The sequence below is a fragment of the Ruegeria sp. F11 genome (assembly GCF_056533855.1).
The window spans coordinates 244,137-259,847 of record NZ_JBQFOW010000006.1 but is presented as its reverse complement, the minus strand read 5'-3'; the positions used below and the strand labels follow the sequence as shown (position 1 = coordinate 259,847).

General features: G+C 58.5%; 15 protein-coding genes. 6 read left to right on the top strand and 9 right to left on the bottom strand.

Translation table 11 applies throughout. The features are described from left to right. Positions 1 to 5: 5 nt before the first annotated feature. From ACR0NJ_RS10390 to guaA, 7 genes are all read right to left on the bottom strand, one after another. Positions 6 to 956: an alpha/beta fold hydrolase gene (locus ACR0NJ_RS10390; RefSeq protein ID WP_480817050.1), complete on the bottom strand. Its 951-nt coding sequence runs from the start codon at positions 954 to 956 to the stop codon at positions 6 to 8. 6 nt (positions 957 to 962) lie between these two features. After that, positions 963 to 1,901 carry a homoserine O-acetyltransferase MetA gene (metA, locus tag ACR0NJ_RS10385; RefSeq protein WP_480817049.1) on the bottom strand — a complete coding sequence of 313 codons (939 nt, stop codon included), beginning with the start codon at positions 1,899 to 1,901 and terminating at the stop codon, positions 963 to 965. A 38-nt stretch (positions 1,902 to 1,939) separates the two neighbouring features. Next, complete coding sequence (locus ACR0NJ_RS10380) at positions 1,940 to 2,812, bottom strand: ATPase (protein WP_480817048.1); 873 nt, start codon at positions 2,810 to 2,812, stop codon at positions 1,940 to 1,942. Between the two features lie 48 nt (positions 2,813 to 2,860). After that, positions 2,861 to 3,757: a DMT family transporter gene (locus tag ACR0NJ_RS10375; RefSeq protein ID WP_480817047.1), complete on the bottom strand. Its 897-nt coding sequence runs from the start codon at positions 3,755 to 3,757 to the stop codon at positions 2,861 to 2,863. A gap of 112 nt (positions 3,758 to 3,869) precedes the next feature. Beyond that, positions 3,870 to 5,015, bottom strand: coding sequence for an OmpP1/FadL family transporter (locus ACR0NJ_RS10370; protein ID WP_480817046.1), 1,146 nt, complete (start codon positions 5,013 to 5,015; stop codon positions 3,870 to 3,872). A gap of 128 nt (positions 5,016 to 5,143) precedes the next feature. Further along, the gene (locus ACR0NJ_RS10365; RefSeq protein WP_480817084.1) at positions 5,144 to 6,007 is read right to left on the bottom strand and encodes a DMT family transporter; all 864 of its coding nucleotides are present in this window, start codon (positions 6,005 to 6,007) and stop codon (positions 5,144 to 5,146) included. Positions 6,008 to 6,117: 110 nt separating this feature from the next. Then, positions 6,118 to 7,677, bottom strand: coding sequence for a glutamine-hydrolyzing GMP synthase (guaA, locus tag ACR0NJ_RS10360; RefSeq protein ID WP_480817045.1), 1,560 nt, complete (start codon positions 7,675 to 7,677; stop codon positions 6,118 to 6,120). A 114-nt stretch (positions 7,678 to 7,791) separates the two neighbouring features. Between guaA and ACR0NJ_RS10355 the strand changes: the two genes are divergently transcribed. Together ACR0NJ_RS10355 and ACR0NJ_RS10350 are read left to right on the top strand one after the other, a co-directional pair. Further along, positions 7,792 to 8,511 carry a hypothetical protein gene (locus ACR0NJ_RS10355; RefSeq protein ID WP_480817044.1) on the top strand — a complete coding sequence of 240 codons (720 nt, stop codon included), beginning with the start codon at positions 7,792 to 7,794 and terminating at the stop codon, positions 8,509 to 8,511. Positions 8,512 to 8,629: 118 nt separating this feature from the next. Then, positions 8,630 to 10,174, top strand: a complete 1,545-nt coding sequence (locus tag ACR0NJ_RS10350) for a trimethylamine methyltransferase family protein (RefSeq protein ID WP_480817043.1) — start codon at positions 8,630 to 8,632, stop codon at positions 10,172 to 10,174. On the opposite strand, the gene ACR0NJ_RS10345 is transcribed toward ACR0NJ_RS10350, so the two are convergent. Next, positions 10,175 to 10,474: a DUF6477 family protein gene (locus ACR0NJ_RS10345; RefSeq protein ID WP_480817042.1), complete on the bottom strand. Its 300-nt coding sequence runs from the start codon at positions 10,472 to 10,474 to the stop codon at positions 10,175 to 10,177. A gap of 241 nt (positions 10,475 to 10,715) precedes the next feature. On the opposite strand from ACR0NJ_RS10345, the gene ACR0NJ_RS10340 reads away from it, so the two are divergent. Together ACR0NJ_RS10340 and ACR0NJ_RS10335 are read left to right on the top strand one after the other, a co-directional pair. After that, positions 10,716 to 11,792, top strand: a complete 1,077-nt coding sequence (locus tag ACR0NJ_RS10340; RefSeq protein WP_480817041.1) for a DUF6456 domain-containing protein — start codon at positions 10,716 to 10,718, stop codon at positions 11,790 to 11,792. A gap of 52 nt (positions 11,793 to 11,844) precedes the next feature. After that, entirely contained in the window at positions 11,845 to 12,768 is a 924-nt protein-coding gene (locus ACR0NJ_RS10335) for a LysR substrate-binding domain-containing protein (RefSeq protein WP_480817040.1), read from the top strand. A 38-nt stretch (positions 12,769 to 12,806) separates the two neighbouring features. Here ACR0NJ_RS10335 and ACR0NJ_RS10330 read toward each other — a convergent pair whose 3' ends face one another. Next, positions 12,807 to 13,355 carry a redoxin family protein gene (locus ACR0NJ_RS10330; protein WP_480817039.1) on the bottom strand — a complete coding sequence of 183 codons (549 nt, stop codon included), beginning with the start codon at positions 13,353 to 13,355 and terminating at the stop codon, positions 12,807 to 12,809. 264 nt (positions 13,356 to 13,619) lie between these two features. Here ACR0NJ_RS10330 and lipA point away from each other — a divergent pair, with 264 nt between their 5' ends. Both lipA and ACR0NJ_RS10320 read left to right on the top strand, forming a co-directional pair. Further along, on the top strand, positions 13,620 to 14,570 hold the full coding sequence (lipA, locus tag ACR0NJ_RS10325; protein ID WP_480817038.1) for a lipoyl synthase: 951 nt from the start codon (positions 13,620 to 13,622) through the stop codon (positions 14,568 to 14,570). Further along, positions 14,567 to 15,709, top strand: a complete 1,143-nt coding sequence (locus tag ACR0NJ_RS10320; protein WP_480817037.1) for an amidohydrolase — start codon at positions 14,567 to 14,569, stop codon at positions 15,707 to 15,709. The genes lipA and ACR0NJ_RS10320 overlap by 4 nt, the downstream gene beginning before the upstream one ends. Positions 15,710 to 15,711: the final 2 nt, after the last annotated feature.

Below are 15,711 nucleotides of genomic sequence, written 5' to 3'. Positions count from 1 at the left end.
GGAGGTTAACGCAAACCCGCGCGCTCCGCCGCCCGGTCAATGGCGGCTGCAACCTCGGGCGCGGCAACGACCTGCGGCATATGGCCGATGCCCGGCAGTTCGATCAGTTCCGCGTCGGGGATCTGTTCGATCAGCCGCGTCGAATGCCAGTCCAGACTGACGGTGTCGTCTGAGGTGCCATGCACGATTTCGGTCGGAACCGAAATCTCACCGTACCGCGGCTGCAGCGCGGCAACTTCGTCCAGCAGGTTTGCCCGTTGCTTGGCGTTTGCGTGCATCGAGGCCGGACGCATGGTCAGTTCCGGGCCAAAATGTTCGGCATAGCCCTCGGGCGTTTTTTGCGGGGCAAACACGTTATCCAGCGCCTTGTCGACAAACCAATCGGGGACATAGGACGCCACAATCGGCAAGGCGAGCGCATTGCCGGTCGAGGTTGAGGCCATCCGGTTGAACCCGTCCAGCGGAGTCTCCCACGGGATCGCCGCCGCAGCGATCAGCACCAGGGCCGAGATGTTGTCGGGCCGCGTGACCGCCCAGGCCAGCGAGACCGACCCGCCATAGCTTTGCCCCGCCACAATGGGCTTTTCGGCCCCCAACTGGGCAGCGGCCCGTTGCAGGATGTCGGCCTGTTCGATGATCGTCTCACCGTCGGGGTTGAAGCTGGCCGAATAGCCAAGGCCGGGGCGGTCGAACACGATGACCCGGTAGTTCTCGGCCAGTATCGGCGCAAGCGCAAAGGTCATATCGCGAGTGTTCCCGCTGGAGCCGTGGATCAGCACCACATCCGGCCCTTCACCCATAACAACCGCATGAACCGCAATGCCATCCACGTCGAGGATTTGGCCCTCGGGCGGAAAGGCGGCCTCGGCCTGCGCTTCCAGACGCGCCGCACGCCAGAGCGATATGCCCCAGAGCACAACCAAAAGGATCAACAGTATGACACCGGCGCGCATCATTTTATATCAGGCCCTCAGATCGGTTGTATCCATGCCAATGCGGGTGATGTCATATGGAGTTGTTCCGTAGATTTCACTGATCCAGTTACCGTACAGCAGGTGCGCATGACTGCGCCACCGGTTCTGTGGTGACTGGGACGGATCATCGTCGGGATAATAGTTCATCGGCACATTGATCGGAGTACCATTTTCAACGTCCCGGTCATACTCCTGTTTCAGCGTGTCGCTGTCATATTCGAAGTGATTGAAGATATAGAGCGCACGGTGGCTTTTATCCTCGACCAGACAGGGCCCGACGTCGTCACTGCCGAGCAAGGTGGTCAGGCCGGTCGCGGCGTCGATCTCATGCTGTTTCATCTCGGTCCACCGGCTGACGGGAATGACGCAATCGTCCGAGAACCCACGCAGAAACGGCGAGGCGGGTTTGAGGTTCCGATGCCGGAAACACCCGAACGCCTTTCCGTCCAGCATATGCTTTTTGACGCCGTGGAAATGGTTGATCATCGCCATTCCCCCCCAGCAGACGCCAAAGGTGGAATGCACGTTGGTCTGGGTCCAGTCGAAGACCTCGGTCATTTCGTCCCAATAGGTGACATCGGGGAATTCCAGATGTTCGATTGGGGCGCCGGTGATGATCAGCCCGTCGAACTTTTCGTCCTTTACCTCTTGGAAAGGACGATAGAACTCGGCCATGTGCTCGGCGGCGGTGTTGCGCGTCCGGTGCTCGGTCATGCGGATCAGAGTCAGATCGATCTGCAGCGGCGTCGCTCCGATCAGGCGCGCGAACTGGTTTTCGGTCTGAATCTTCTTGGGCATCAGATTCAGCAACCCGATCCGCAGGGGGCGGATGTCCTGCCGCATAGCCTGATCCTCAGCCATGACCATGACGCCCTCGTTGGTCAGGACGTCAAAGGCGGGCAGGTCTGAGGGGATCTTGATAGGCATGGGTTCAAGCTTTTGAAGAGTTCAGGGAAAACTGACAGTTAGGCGCAATTGCGGCGGGTCTCAAGGGTGCGTTCGATCAACTCATCGAAATCGCCCGCGTCCCGGACCTTTCCGATGTCTTTCGCTGTGATCGTGACGCCCCAGTTTCGCGCCATCGCCTCGTATCTGGGTTTGCGATGGGCCAGTGCCTGCGCGTAGGTCCAGCGAATAAAGGCGTTAGGGTCGACGTCGGCTTCGGCGCAACCATGCTGGTCCAGGTATTCTGTCCACACGTGGGTCAAGAATTCGGCCTGATAGGACATCGGCTTAGGAGCCTTGTCGAACCGCCGGATCAATTCCGAGGTGTGATCCTCGTCCCCCTGAAGCCAGATCATAAGCGTTTGTTCCGACAGGTTGGACAGGATTTTGTCTTTGGGATCGTCGGGATCCACCCACTCACAAATCGAACCGCCGGTGTCGCAAATGAAATGAGGGTACTGGTACAGGCGTTGCGCGCGGTCGATGAAATAGCCGGTATCCAGCAAGGCGTTAATCTCGGCCAGACGGAACTGTTCCTGTCGGCGGCGATACTCGGGCATCTCAAGACCGCCCTTCGCAGGGTCGCCGGGCTTTCCAAGATACGCTGCCACAGGTGTCAGGTTGTTGAACGAGATATTAGAGCCGATATAGATCGAATCCGACAGCAGCAACTCGCGCAGAAACGGAACCTTCATCGCCTCTGCCTTGGCGTTGTCGGTGATGTATTCGCCCATATAGCGGGTGCCGATGCGGTAGTCGATCGAGTAGTGAAACCAGTTGCCCGAGTCCCGCAGGATGTTCGACACATAGGTTTTGCCCAGACCCGACATGCCGAAAAACAGCACCTTCTTCCGCGCCGCATCGCGCCAGTCCTGAGCTGAGCTGTAGATCATGGTCCGCTGTCCCTTTTTTGCCTTTGCTAAATCGGGCAGGGGGCGGCGTCAATCGCGTCTGCCGGATCGGTTCAGGATCAGCAGGCCAATCGCGAGGACGGCAAATCCGAGATAGGCGCTGGGTTTCAGCGCTTCATCCCGCAGAAGGGCGCCAAGAACGATGGCAATGGGCGGGATAACAAGCGTCACCAGCATCAAGTTGCCGCTGCCAGCCATCGCCAACACCCGGTAGTACAGCAGATAGGCCCCGGCGGTTGCGACGATTGCATAGTAGCCAATTGCGAGCCACGTCTCGACTGGCAGGTTAAAGCTGGGCACTCCGTCCACCATCAGGGCTATGGGGAGGGTCAAAAGTGTGGACCCGGTCAGCATGCCAGCGGCAGCAACCTGCGGGGGAAGTTCGGACAAGGTGGCCCGCGCCCAGGCGGCTGCGAAGGCGTAAGAGATCGTACCGGCTAAAATGGCTAGTTGAGCGGTGCTTTGCAGGTTGAAACTGGCGAAGTTTCCGAGGCCAATTGCAATGGAGACCCCCAGAAACCCCAAGGCGACCCCAAAAAGACGCGGTTTGGTCAGGCGTTCGTCTTTGAAAAACAGGGCGGCCACCAGAACGCCAAACACAGCCGTCGCAGCGTTCAGGATCGCAGTCAGCCCTGTATCGATGTACAACTGACCCCATGCCATCAGTGAGAACGGGATGACGTTGTTCAAAAGTCCCATCACTAGGAAAGCAGCCCAAATTCGTGGGTCTCGTGGAATTTCCAACCGTCTCGCCCAAACGACCAGCCAAAGAGCCAGCATCGCCCAAAAGGTGCGGTGCAAAACGGATGTCATGACCGGAATGCTATCAAGCGCGATCCGGATCGCCACAAACGAGGCACCCCAGATCAGGCCAAGCAGCAAAAGCTCGGACCATGCGCGGGGGGAGAGTGTTTTTTGAACTGTCATGAACCCAATTGACGCATTTTGCGGGTCATACGCGACCCGGATCGTGCGAATTCAAAAAAAACCCGCCGAGAGCCGGCGGGCTTAGATTTCCAGATCAGGTTATTGTTTTTGTTCAGAAGCTGAAGCCAACCCGAAGGCCAAAACTTACAGCGTCGTTGTCCCGGAAGTCGGCTCGCGCAACATCTGGTGTGCCGGTTTCGGCAAACGCATCACCCAGATCAGTGTAACGAACGCCGCCACTGATTCTGATGTTTTCGTGGGTGTATTGCAGGCCAACGCTAATGCTCTTGAAACCGTTGGTCGGGGCCAGTGGCGAAACAAGGTCGTCTCCGTCTTCCTGTTCATAGCCCAAAGCGACAGAAGCAGCCCAGTTTTCGTTCAGCCGGTGCGCAACACCAAGGTTGAAGGTGATGGTGTTGGTCAGATCGATCAGCTCAACGCTGGGAAGTGGTCCAACAGCAGTGGTGCTCAGCTGAGTGACGCTATGATTGGCCCAGCGGATATTACCGAACAGAAGTGTGTTCTTTGCAACGCCGGATTGGAAATCCAGATTGACCGACTCAGGAGTTTTTACCTCCTGCGTGCCATTAATGGTTGCCGGGAACAGGGGCGAGTTTTCCGTCGTGGAGAAGTCGTGTTCGATTTCCGACTGATAGGTTAGCGCCACACGCAATGCGATGTCGGGAATCTCGTAGGCAGCACCGACGACCCAGCCGAAAGCTCCATCGCGTGCCACGTCGATTTCATAGCTGTCAAAGGGTCCATAGGCCAAGCCTTGCAGCCGGATATTACCGTCAAGGCGCTGATAGCGAAGTCCGCCGTGAACGCTCCAGTTGTCGTTGAATTTGTAGCGGAGGATGCCGGTGTAACTGTCTGAATCCGCAAACGCCTCGGTCCCGCCCAGAAGAAGCGAGCCGGGTTGCGTCGGATTGCCGGATGGAAGCGGGTAACGGATGTCCGATCCAAAAGGCTGATCATAGAGGAACGACACGGAAAGCTGCTCATTGATATCGTACTTCACGCCAGCCCCAACCTGGTTGAAGTCGCCAGCAATGTTGCCCGAGGGTGTGCCGAACGGGTTCTGATTCGTCAGGTCATCGCCTGTGACGTCCGGGTTTGTCCGCGATATCGAAAACTCGGCGTAGTTACCCTCTTCAAAGATCAGAGTGATGGGCTGACCTGTTCGATCCAGGCCGCCTGCCTGCGCCGCAGTTGACCCCACACAAAGTGCGCACGCTGAAAGTAGCGCTCTTTTCATTTATTCCTCCCTCGTTGTCCTTCGCAGGTGCGGATGGTGGTGGATTGAGTGTGTCCGCGTTGCCCTGCTGAATTGTGGTGCTCGATACTTTCTTCGCGTTTACTTTATCGTCAACCAGTGACCGTGCGTTACTTGTGATGAGTATCGCGGGGGACTGTTGCCAAACTGTTACGATTTTCGGACCAGACGTTCAAAAAGATACCTGCAAAGATCACGGCGGCCCCAAGAAGCGTCCAGTTGTCGATTGGTTCACCGTACAGCAGCATGCCGACAACCGCGATTGTTGGTAGCCTCGCGAAATCGAATGGGACAACAACGGTGGCAGGCGCGATCGCCAGCGCGTTGGTGATACAGTAGTGCGCCAGCAGCCCCGCCAGCCCGACAAGCAGCAGGTAGGGCGCGGTCTGAGGGTTCGGCAAAGCGATCTGGCCGTCAATTCCGGCTGCGGCGACGCCGAGAATGGCCTGGATCACCGTCAGCCAGAAAAGGATGCAGCCGGTGCTGGCGGTTTGGGTGAGCTGTTTTGTGGTAATAGTTGTTAATGCGAAGAAAATCGCGGACGCGGCAGCGGTTGCGACGCCGAGGTTAAGGGGCACGGCCCCCGGGCGGGTGACGATCAGGATGCCGAGGAAACCGATCAGGGCAGCCGTAACGCGTAGGGCCGTCAGGCGTTCTTTTAGAAACAGCGGAGAAAGCAGGATCACCCAGATCGGGTTGGTGAATTCCAGCGCAAAGACCTGTGCCAGCGGGATGACGGCAACGGCGTAGAACCACAGGTTCTGCCCGGCGAAATGCACCACGTTTCGAACCACGTGCAAGCCCATCCGTTCGGTGGAAACCTGATGCCATTTTCCGGTTGCGGTGAGCACCAGAGACACAATCAGAACGCCCACAAAACTGCGGTACATCATGATCTCGAACGTGTCGTGATTCAGGCTCAGTTCTCGCCCTGCGACTGCCATGGATGAAAACGACGCAATCGCGCCGGTCATCCAAACGGCTGCCTTGAAGACATGAGACTGGTTGCCGTTCAAGTGCGCCTCGTGGGTTGGTTTATCTCATTGATAAATATAAAAAAGCCGGTCGTGAACCGGCTTTCCTGTCATTCCCACTCAATCGTGCCCGGTGGTTTTGAGGTGATGTCATAGGTGCATCGGTTGATGCCTTTGATCTCGTTAATGATCCGGGTGGACGTTTCGCCAAGGAATTCATGGCTGAACGGGTAATAGTCGGCGGTCATGCCATCAACTGACGTCACGGCACGCAGGGCGCAGGCATAGTCGTAAGTCCGCCCATCGCCCATCACACCGACAGTTCGGACCGGCAGAATCGCCACAAAAGCCTGCCAGATATCGTCATAGAGGCCGTGTTTGCGAATCTGGTCGATATAGATCGCGTCCGCCTCGCGCAGGATTTCCAGCTTTTCGCGGGTGATCTCGCCGGGGCAGCGGATCGCCAGGCCGGGGCCGGGGAAGGGGTGGCGGCCGATGAAGCTTTGGGGCAGGCCCAGTTCGCGGCCCAGTGCGCGGACCTCATCCTTGAACAGCTCGCGCAGGGGTTCGACGAGTTTCAGGCCCATCTTTTCCGGTAGGCCACCAACATTGTGGTGCGATTTGATCGTCACCGAGGGGCCGCCCGAGAAGGAAACCGACTCGATCACATCGGGGTAGAGCGTGCCCTGCGCCAGGAACTCGGCCCCTTCGATGGTGTCGGCGTGTTTCTGGAACACGTCAATGAACAGCTTGCCGATGATCTTTCGCTTGGTCTCGGGATCGCTTTGGCCATCCAGTTCGCCAAGGAACAGTTCGCTTTCATCCGCGTGGATCAGTTGGATGTTGTAGTTGTCGCGGAACATGCCAACGACTTCGGTGGCTTCGTTCTTGCGCAGCAGGCCATGGTCGACAAAGACGCAGGTCAACTGATCGCCGATGGCCTCGTGAATCAGGATCGCCGCGACCGAGCTGTCGACGCCGCCGGACAACCCGCAGATCACCTTTTTGTCGCCGACCTGTTCGCGGATCTTGCGGATCATCTCTTCGCGATAGGCACCCATGGTCCAGTCGCCCTGGAACCCGGCGAGCCTTACGAAGTTTTCATACAGTTTCGCGCCCTTGGGGGTGTGGTGCACCTCGGGGTGAAACTGAACCGCATAGAAATGCCGGTTCGGGTCTGCGGTGATCGCGTAGGGCGCGTTGGGCGAGGTGCCATACACCTCAAAGCCCGGAGCGATTTTGCTGACGTGATCGCCGTGACTCATCCAGACCTGCTCATCGCCGTCAGCGAACCAGCCATCCAGAATATCCAGCTTTTCCTTCGGGGTAACAAAGGCGCGTCCGAATTCGGCGGTGCCGTGGCCACTTTCGACCTTGCCGCCCAGTTGGTGCATCATCACCTGCTGGCCATAACAGATGCCCAGGATCGGTATGCCGAGGTCGAAAATTCCTTGCGGCGCGCGCGGCGAACCCTCGCGCGTCACGCTGTCGGGACCACCCGAGAAGATCACGGCGCGCGGAGACATCTCTCGCACGAAATCCATCGTGACATTCTGATAGGGGTGAATTTCGCAATAGACGTTCAGTTCGCGCAGGCGGCGTGCGATTAGCTGCGTCACCTGGCTGCCGAAGTCGATGATCAGAAGGCGGTCGTGGGTGTCTTGGGTCATGCGGTCGCTTTAAGACGCCTGCCACACCAGCGCAAGGGTTTTGCCGAAGATGCATAGACCTGTAGAATTTGTTACACTGTGGGCAGTGTTTAGTTGATATTTAGGTAGCGCGTTATGCCCGAACATACCGGCTATGGCCTTGGCGGAACTCAGAAGGTCTACAAAGACCGGCATCCTGTGCAGAACCACGAAGGGTCGTCAAAGCGACCCAAATGCGGCTGCGGATCATGGCTGAACCACTGGAAAATCTACACTGGAAATGAAAAGCGCGACCCGGCCTGCTTTTACATGGGCTGCTCTAAGCCGGGAAAGCATGGGGCCCACGTTCGGTTCGTGAAAATCGACGAGGCGAAGAAGAATAAGAAGGGAGAGTTCATTCCCAAACCCTACGGGCAGTCCTTCATCATTCCGATGTGCGAAAAACACAACAACCCCCGGTTCAAGGCGGCGTTTTTCATTGCCAAGGATCGTTGGGCTGTTGACGACAAAGCGCGCGAGGAATGCAAGACTGCGACATACCGGCTGAACCGTCAAAATTATTTTCGGATGAAGGTGATCGCACTGTCGGGCAAACCCAAATGCGGGTGTCCAAGTTTTTTTCAGCACTACAGAAATGTCAGCGGCAGCGGTCGTCAAAGATGCGTCGCGATGGAATGTGGGAAAAGTGCAAGCCTTGCGGTTGCTATGCGATCCACAGACGGGCGAACGGACTACGATAAGTGGATGGCGCCAGTTTGCCGAGGGCATGCGCGGGCCGGAAAAGAGATCTACATCAAGCGCCACGCAGATGTCGTTACGCCGAAAAGGACCGATTTCTGCGGAAAGGGAAAATAAGCGCCGATACGTCGGTCCCGTGTCGCTTTTACCACTAGAGCGCCGTAATCCAGATGCGTTAGGATTGCGCAATCTTGTAACACAACGCTCAACCTAAACACTCAGACGGGATTTTCTCATGGCAGAGGCAAACACCCGGCGCAGGGCGAGAGGCGGCGGTGGCGCCGCCCGCCGGGCCGAGCGCACGGCAGTCCGCATCGAAACCGCAAAGTACATTCAGCGGAATATTCCGAACTTCGAGATCCTCAACGAAGAAGCGCTTGAGATCATCGAACACAACGCGGAAACCGTTCTGGAAGAGATCGGCGTCAACTTCGTTGACAATCCGGCCGCGCTGGAACGGTGGCGCGACGCTGGTGCGGACATCGATGGAGAGCGCGTGCGCATCCCGCGCGGTCTGGCGCGAGAGCTGATCAAAACGGCCCCCAGCCAGTTTACGCAACACGCGCGCAACCCCGAGAAATCGGTTGAAATCGGTGGGCGCAATCTGGTTCTGGCCCCTGTCTACGGCCCTCCGTTCGTGCGCGATGCGCAAGGTGGCCGCCGTTATGCGACCATGGACGATTTCAACAAGTTCGTGAAACTGGCCTACATGTCGAAATGGCTGCACCATTCGGGTGGGACCGTATGTGAACCGACCGATATTCCAGTGAACAAGCGCCATTTGGACATGCTGAAGGCGCATATGACGCTGTCGGACAAGCCGTTCATGGGCTCGGTCACCGATCCCAGCCGGGCGCAGGATTCGGTTGAGATGTGCGAGATTCTGTTTGGCAAAGAGTTCGTTCAGAACAATACGGTGATGACCTCGCTCACCAACATCAACTCGCCGCTGACCTTCGACGACGTGATGATGGGCTCGCTTGAGGTATACGCGCGCAACAATCAAGCCTGCATCATCTCGCCGTTCATCGTGGGCGGTGCGATGGCACCGGTTTCGGTTGCCGGGACCCTGACACAAGTTCTGGCCGAGGTGTTGGCAGGTGTGGCGTACAGCCAGATCATTCGCCCGGGTGCTCCGGCAATCTTCGGAGCGTTTGTGACCTCGATCGACATGAACTCAGGGGCACCGACATTTGGAACGCCAGAGGCGTCGCATATCACATACGGCGCAGGCCAGCTTGCGCGGCGCCTGAACCTGCCGTTCCGATCTGCTGGATCGTTCTGCGGTTCGAAGCTGCCGGACGCTCAGGCGGCCTATGAAACCGCGAACTCGCTGAACATGGGCCTGATGGCGGGCGTGAACTTCATGCTGCATTCCTGCGGCTGGCTCGAAGGAGGTCTGGTGGCCGATTTCGAAAAGTTCGTCATGGATGCCGACCAGCTTGGAATTCTGCACGGTCTGGCCAAAGGCGTGGCGCATGATGAGAATGCGCAGGCCATGGATGCGATCCGCGAGGTCGGGCCGGGTGGTCACTATCTTGGCTGCGCCCATACGCAGGCGAACTTCAAGGAAGCGTTCTGGAAAACCGACTTGCTGGACTACAAACCGTTCGAAACCTGGCAGGAGGAAGGCTCGCGCGATACGCGTGCGCTGGCATCCTCGCGGGTCGAGCATCTGCTGGCCAACTACCAGCAGCCCCAGCTCGACCCCGAAATCAACGCCGCGCTCGAGGCGTATATCGCCGAGAAGAAGGCCTCGATGCCGGATGCGTTTACCTAACTATTGATACTGCGCGGCGCGGCTGGCCTGATATAGTTGCGCCTCGCCCAACAATGCGATCAGCAAATCCAGATGCCGCACCAGTGAATAGGCGGCATCTTCTTCTTTTCTCAGGTCATTCGCCTCTCGCTCAAGCTCCATCAACTGGACCAATGCTGCCCCGGTACCGGGTAACGCGCCGTATCCTAGAATACGCTGCAAATGCCGATCCCGATTATAGTCTTGCGCTCCGAATTTTGCCGCGCGTGCCAACAGACGTGGGCGGCGGAGCGCTGTGAGCATGGTCATCAGGTCTTGCATTTCAGGTGTCCTGTATTCGTTTGATTGACAGCCTGCTTGTTACACAACCTAAGCGGGTGTTGCGCCATTATGCTTCGTGCCGAACGATGGTTTCATGACTGTTTATCTTTTTGAATCAAATCTGGCTTCAGCGCTTCGGGGTTAACGAACGAGTAACGAAAGCAACTCTAGTTAGATTTGGTTAACCCAAATTCCGAGGGCGAAAAGAGGCAGTCTGTTTTGTCGACGAGGGCAAATAAATATGGAAAATAACATGGCTTTCACCATTCCGGCGTGGGTTCCAGAAGGCGCGCAGAGGTATCTCGCGCATACCGAGGCCGGTCGGTCGATCCGCGATATCGCAAGATCGGCGGGGTGCCATGCATCGACCATCCTCAGACAAATTCGTCGTATCGAAATGCGGCGTGACGACCCGCTTGTAGATGCTGCTTTGCAATCGCTGGCCGAAACGCATTTTTCGCTGGCAGAAAAGCAGCCGGACTATTCCTGCCAGCCCGAAGACGTAGAGGAACAGTTCGACCGCGAAGCGCTGCGCGTTCTGCGCCGCCTGTGCGAGACCGGGTCGGTTCTGGCTGTGGCCGAGGATATGGACAAGGCCGTAGTCGTGCGCGACACGGGCAAGGCCGGGGCCACGAAAACCGCCGTTGTCGATTGTCACATCGCGCAGGCTTTGGCGCTGCAGGACTGGATTTCTTGCGACAATCCGGGGCGCATTTCCCGGTACAGGATTTCATCTTCGGGCCGGACGGCGCTGAGCCAGTTGGTGGCCAAGGCCGAAAACAAAGCGCGCAGCCGGAACGAATTCGGCATGGCGGACGCCCAGACGCCGTTCCAGCCGCAAGGGTTAGTGCCCCAGAACGATCGGGCGCGGCGTATTCGGTATAGCGCTGCGGAAAGCCCTCTGATCGCTTTGGCGCGCAGGCGGGATCGGGATGGGAAACCGTTTCTGGATGAAACGCTGGTCAGCGCCGGTGAGCGCCTGCGCGAAGACTTTGAGCTTGCGCAGATTGGCCCTCAGGTCGCGCAGAACTGGGACAGATTCCTGACCGCGGGCGGGCGAGGCAATTTCGACAGTGAATCGCACGGCGGGCGCGGGTCCTCGAACGCGCGGGATCGGGTGTCGCGCGCCTTATCCGACCTCGGACCGGGGTTGAGCGATGTGGCCCTGCGGTGTTGTTGCTACCTTGAGGGGCTGGAGCTTGCGGAAAAGCGCATGGGATGGTCGGCGCGGTCGGGCAAGATTGTGTTGCGCATCGCCTTGCAGCGCCTCAAGCGCCACTATCAAGAACAGACTGAGATGGATCGCATGATCGGTTGATCCGGCGATTAGGTTGCCTTGCGATTGGCGCTGGAAGTGATAATCAATGGTTATGAATTTCACGCTCCGCCAATTGCAGTATTTCCGAGCCGTTGCCGAACACCGCAACTTTGGACGCGCGGCGCAGGCCTGCCATGTCTCACAACCGGCGCTGTCAGTTCAGATCAAAACGCTGGAAGAAGTTCTGGGCGGCGTTCTGTTCGAACGTCAGGCCCGTGACATCCTGCTGACGCCGCTGGGGCGCGATGTTCTGGACCATGCGCGGAAGGTGCTGGGGGCTGCGGACCGGCTGGATCAGTTCGCGCGGGATCATTCCGGCGGTCATCGGTCCTTGTCGATCGGAATCATTCCGACCATCGCGCCTTACCTGCTGCCCGGCGTTCTGGCCGGATTGCGGGCAGGGGACGTGTCACTGCGGGTCCAAATCCGCGAGGCGCGGACTGAAACCCTGCTGTCGCTGCTGCAGGGCGGTGAGATTGATGCCGCCGTATTGGCTCTGCCTGCCGGTGGGTCAGAGTTTCGCGAAATCCCGCTGTTCCAGGACCACTTCCTGATCGCGGGCAGCGCGGCGCGTTTGAAGAAACTGACCAGCAGCCCGGATGTTTTGCGGCCTCTGGACCTGAAATCAGCGCAACTGATGCTATTGGAAGACGGCCATTGCCTGACCGATCAGGCGCTTGAGGTCTGCGGGCAAGATCGCAGCAGCGGGCAGATCAACATGGGGGCATCGTCCCTGGCCACCTTGTCTCGCCTTGTCGCCGAGGGCTTCGGCCTGACCCTGATGCCCGAACTGGCGGCGCGGTCGGAATCCGAGGCCGTTTCGGGCTTAAAGCTGCTGCGGTTCGGTGCGCCTCAGCCCGCGCGGACGGTTGGTCTTGTGCGTCGGGCGTCAACTGGTGACGACGAATGGACGGACCGGCTGGCGCAGGTGATCCGGGATGTCGGCGAAGAGATCGTAGCCGCCACCCGCACATGAAAAAGGCCCGCTGAACGCGGGCCTTTGGTCGATAAGGCTCAGGCCAGTTCAGGCTCAACCGCCTGTTCCAGATGCTTCATCAGGGTCTCCGGCGAGGACACGCCATAGGGGTCCTCTGGGCAGTTATCCATTAGGCCGGGCTCTTCGAACCATGCCTCGACAACGCCGTTGTTGACGATGGCCGCATACCGCCAGGAACGCATGCCGAAACCCAGATTGTCCTTGTCGACCAGCATACCCATCTTGCGGGTGAACTCGCCCGACCCATCGGGGATCACCTTGACGTTCTTCAGGCCCTGATCCTGCGCCCATTTGTTCATGACGAAGCTGTCATTGACGGACATGCAGTAGATTTCATCAATGCCTTTGGCGGTGAAATCGGCATACCCATTCTCAAAACCCGGCAACTGGTACGTCGAGCATGTGGGTGTGAACGCACCCGGCAGCGAGAACAGGATCACGCGCTTGCCAGCAAAATAGTCGGCAGTTGTCTTGTCTTCCCAGCGGAAGGGGTTGGGCCCCTCGATCGCGTCATCGCGCACGCGGGTGTGGAAGGTCACGTCAGGCAGTTTGGTGTCGGATTTCATGTACAAGCTCCTGTGATTCAGTGGTGTTTGGACGTGACTTAAAACAGCAATAAAAGGCCTTCAATCGCAGATATGCTGCATCCGCAAAGTTCCTTTTCTTTTACTCAAACGATTAAGAAAATTATTTAAATTAAGATTTTTAGCGATGATTTCACCGCGCCTGCACGGCCTCTCTGCATAGCGGCTATGCGTCACTGGTGTACGTGAAGCGATGTGTTTATGTTAAGGGAACCCAAAGTTGACCCAAAGTCAGGAAAACTGCCCGTGCGAGACCTCAAGATTCCCGAGCAACGCCACCCGGAAAAAGCGCATCGCCCGGACAATGCGCAGCCGAAAAAGCCGAACTGGATTCGGGTCAAGGCCCCCGGCGGCAAAGGCTATGCCGACACGCGCCGGATCATGCGCGACAACAATCTGGTGACGGTCTGCGAAGAAGCGGGATGCCCCAATGTGGGCGAGTGCTGGAGCCAGGGACACGCCACCATGATGATCATGGGCGAGATTTGTACGCGCGGCTGCACCTTCTGCAACATCGCCACAGGCCGCCCAGATGCGCTTGACGTGTTCGAACCGGGCCGGGTTGCGCATGCGGTTGAGAAGCTGGGCCTTAACCATGTGGTGATCACCTCGGTCGACCGCGACGATCTTGAGGATGGCGGCGCGGATCACTTCGCTCAGACCATCCGCGCGATCCGGCACCGTTCGCCCAAAACGACAATCGAAATCCTCACGCCGGACTTCCTGAAATGCGATCCTTCGGTTCTGGAAACGGTTGTCGAGGCGAAGCCGGACGTGTTCAACCACAACCTTGAAACCATCCCGGGCCTGTACCCCCAAGTTCGCCCCGGCGCGCGGTATTTCCACTCGCTGCGCCTGTTGCAGCGGGTCAAGGAACAGGACCCGTCGATCTTCACCAAATCCGGGATCATGGTCGGTCTGGGAGAGGATGAACAGCAGGTCCGCCAAGTGATGGACGACATGCGCGCCGCCGATATCGACTTTCTGACCATCGGCCAGTACCTGCAGCCGACGCCCAAGCATCACGGCGTTGACCGTTTCGTGACACCCGAAGAGTTTGCGTCGTACGAAAAGGCCGCCTATGGCAAAGGCTTCCTGATGGTTTCGGCCACGCCTCTGACGCGGTCGTCTTACCATGCAGGCGATGACTTCGCCCGGCTGCGCGCCGCACGGCAAGAGAAGCTGGGGCAGGCGTGACGCCTAACGCAATTGCTCGGCTGACCGGCCTGCGCCACGAACTGCACCAGCAGCCCGAACTTTCTGGTTTTGAAGAACAAACCGCCGCGCGCGTTGCCGGTCTTTTGCAGCGCGCCGGTGCTGATCTGGTCCTGACCGGAATTGGCGGGCATGGCGTAGCTGCGGTTTTCGAAAGCGGGCAAAGTGGCCCGAGCGTGGGTATCCGGTGTGAATTGGACGGGTTGCCGATTCAGGAGATTTCGGTCGCGCCTTATGTGTCCCGCATCCCCGGCAAGGGGCATCTGTGCGGACATGACGGCCATATGACGATGGTACTCGGAGTGGCCGAGGCGTTGGGCAAGGCCCGCCCCAAGACCGGGCGCGTGGTCCTGATCTTTCAACCCGCTGAAGAAACCGGGAAAGGGGCCATCGCCTTTCGCGCCGATCCGAAATTTACCCAGATTGCCCCCGACTATGTGTTTTCCCTGCACAATCTGCCGGGGTTGGACATGGGTGCGGTGGAACTGTGCCAAGCGGCAACCAACTGCGCGTCGCGCGGGATGCGGATTGGGTTGACCGGCAAGACGTCCCACGCGGCGGCGCCGCAGGATGGGGTGTCTCCGGCGGGGGCGCTGTCGCAACTCGTCCCCGGTCTAAGTGATTTGGGGCAGGGTGGACCGCTGGGTCAAGACTATGCCCTGACCACCGTGACCCATGCCGGTTTGGGAGAGCGGACCTTTGGCGTTGCCCCCGGAAAAGCCGAACTCTGGGTCACGCTGCGCACCGTGTCGGACGCCCGCATGACCGCGCTGATTGCCGATGCCGAAGCGCTGGTTGCCCGGGTCGCCAAGGCCGAGACGCTGACTTTCGACATCACCTACGACGATGTGTTCGAGGCCTGCACCAATCACCCCGAGGCTGTGAGCATTCTGGCCGACGCCTGCGCCGACCGAGATGTTCCCTGCACCCTGACCTCGGACCCGCAAAGGTTCTCCGAGGATTTCGGGCAATTCGGCAAGGGAGCCAAAACGGCGATGTTCTGGCTTGGCGCGGGGCGCGACCATCCGCAATTGCACAACCCGGATTACGACTTCCCCGACGCGCTTATTCCCATCGGGACCGGGGTGTTTCTGTCCGCCATCCGACAGGTTTTAGGTTAGCA

Excerpts from the sequence above, each read along its gene's own strand:
- ACR0NJ_RS10390 (WP_480817050.1), bottom strand. The coding sequence starts at position 956 with ATGATGCGCGCCGGTGTCATACTGTTGATCCTTTTGGTTGTGCTCTGG.
- metA (WP_480817049.1), bottom strand. The coding sequence starts at position 1,901 with ATGCCTATCAAGATCCCCTCAGACCTGCCCGCCTTTGACGTCCTGACC.
- ACR0NJ_RS10380 (WP_480817048.1), bottom strand. The coding sequence starts at position 2,812 with ATGATCTACAGCTCAGCTCAGGACTGGCGCGATGCGGCGCGGAAGAAG.
- ACR0NJ_RS10375 (WP_480817047.1), bottom strand. The coding sequence starts at position 3,757 with ATGACAGTTCAAAAAACACTCTCCCCCCGCGCATGGTCCGAGCTTTTG.
- ACR0NJ_RS10370 (WP_480817046.1), bottom strand. The coding sequence starts at position 5,015 with ATGAAAAGAGCGCTACTTTCAGCGTGCGCACTTTGTGTGGGGTCAACT.
- ACR0NJ_RS10365 (WP_480817084.1), bottom strand. The coding sequence starts at position 6,007 with ATGACCGGCGCGATTGCGTCGTTTTCATCCATGGCAGTCGCAGGGCGA.
- guaA (WP_480817045.1), bottom strand. The coding sequence starts at position 7,677 with ATGACCCAAGACACCCACGACCGCCTTCTGATCATCGACTTCGGCAGC.
- ACR0NJ_RS10355 (WP_480817044.1), top strand. The coding sequence starts at position 7,792 with ATGCCCGAACATACCGGCTATGGCCTTGGCGGAACTCAGAAGGTCTAC.
- ACR0NJ_RS10350 (WP_480817043.1), top strand. The coding sequence starts at position 8,630 with ATGGCAGAGGCAAACACCCGGCGCAGGGCGAGAGGCGGCGGTGGCGCC.
- ACR0NJ_RS10345 (WP_480817042.1), bottom strand. The coding sequence starts at position 10,474 with ATGCAAGACCTGATGACCATGCTCACAGCGCTCCGCCGCCCACGTCTG.
- ACR0NJ_RS10340 (WP_480817041.1), top strand. The coding sequence starts at position 10,716 with ATGGAAAATAACATGGCTTTCACCATTCCGGCGTGGGTTCCAGAAGGC.
- ACR0NJ_RS10335 (WP_480817040.1), top strand. The coding sequence starts at position 11,845 with ATGAATTTCACGCTCCGCCAATTGCAGTATTTCCGAGCCGTTGCCGAA.
- ACR0NJ_RS10330 (WP_480817039.1), bottom strand. The coding sequence starts at position 13,355 with ATGAAATCCGACACCAAACTGCCTGACGTGACCTTCCACACCCGCGTG.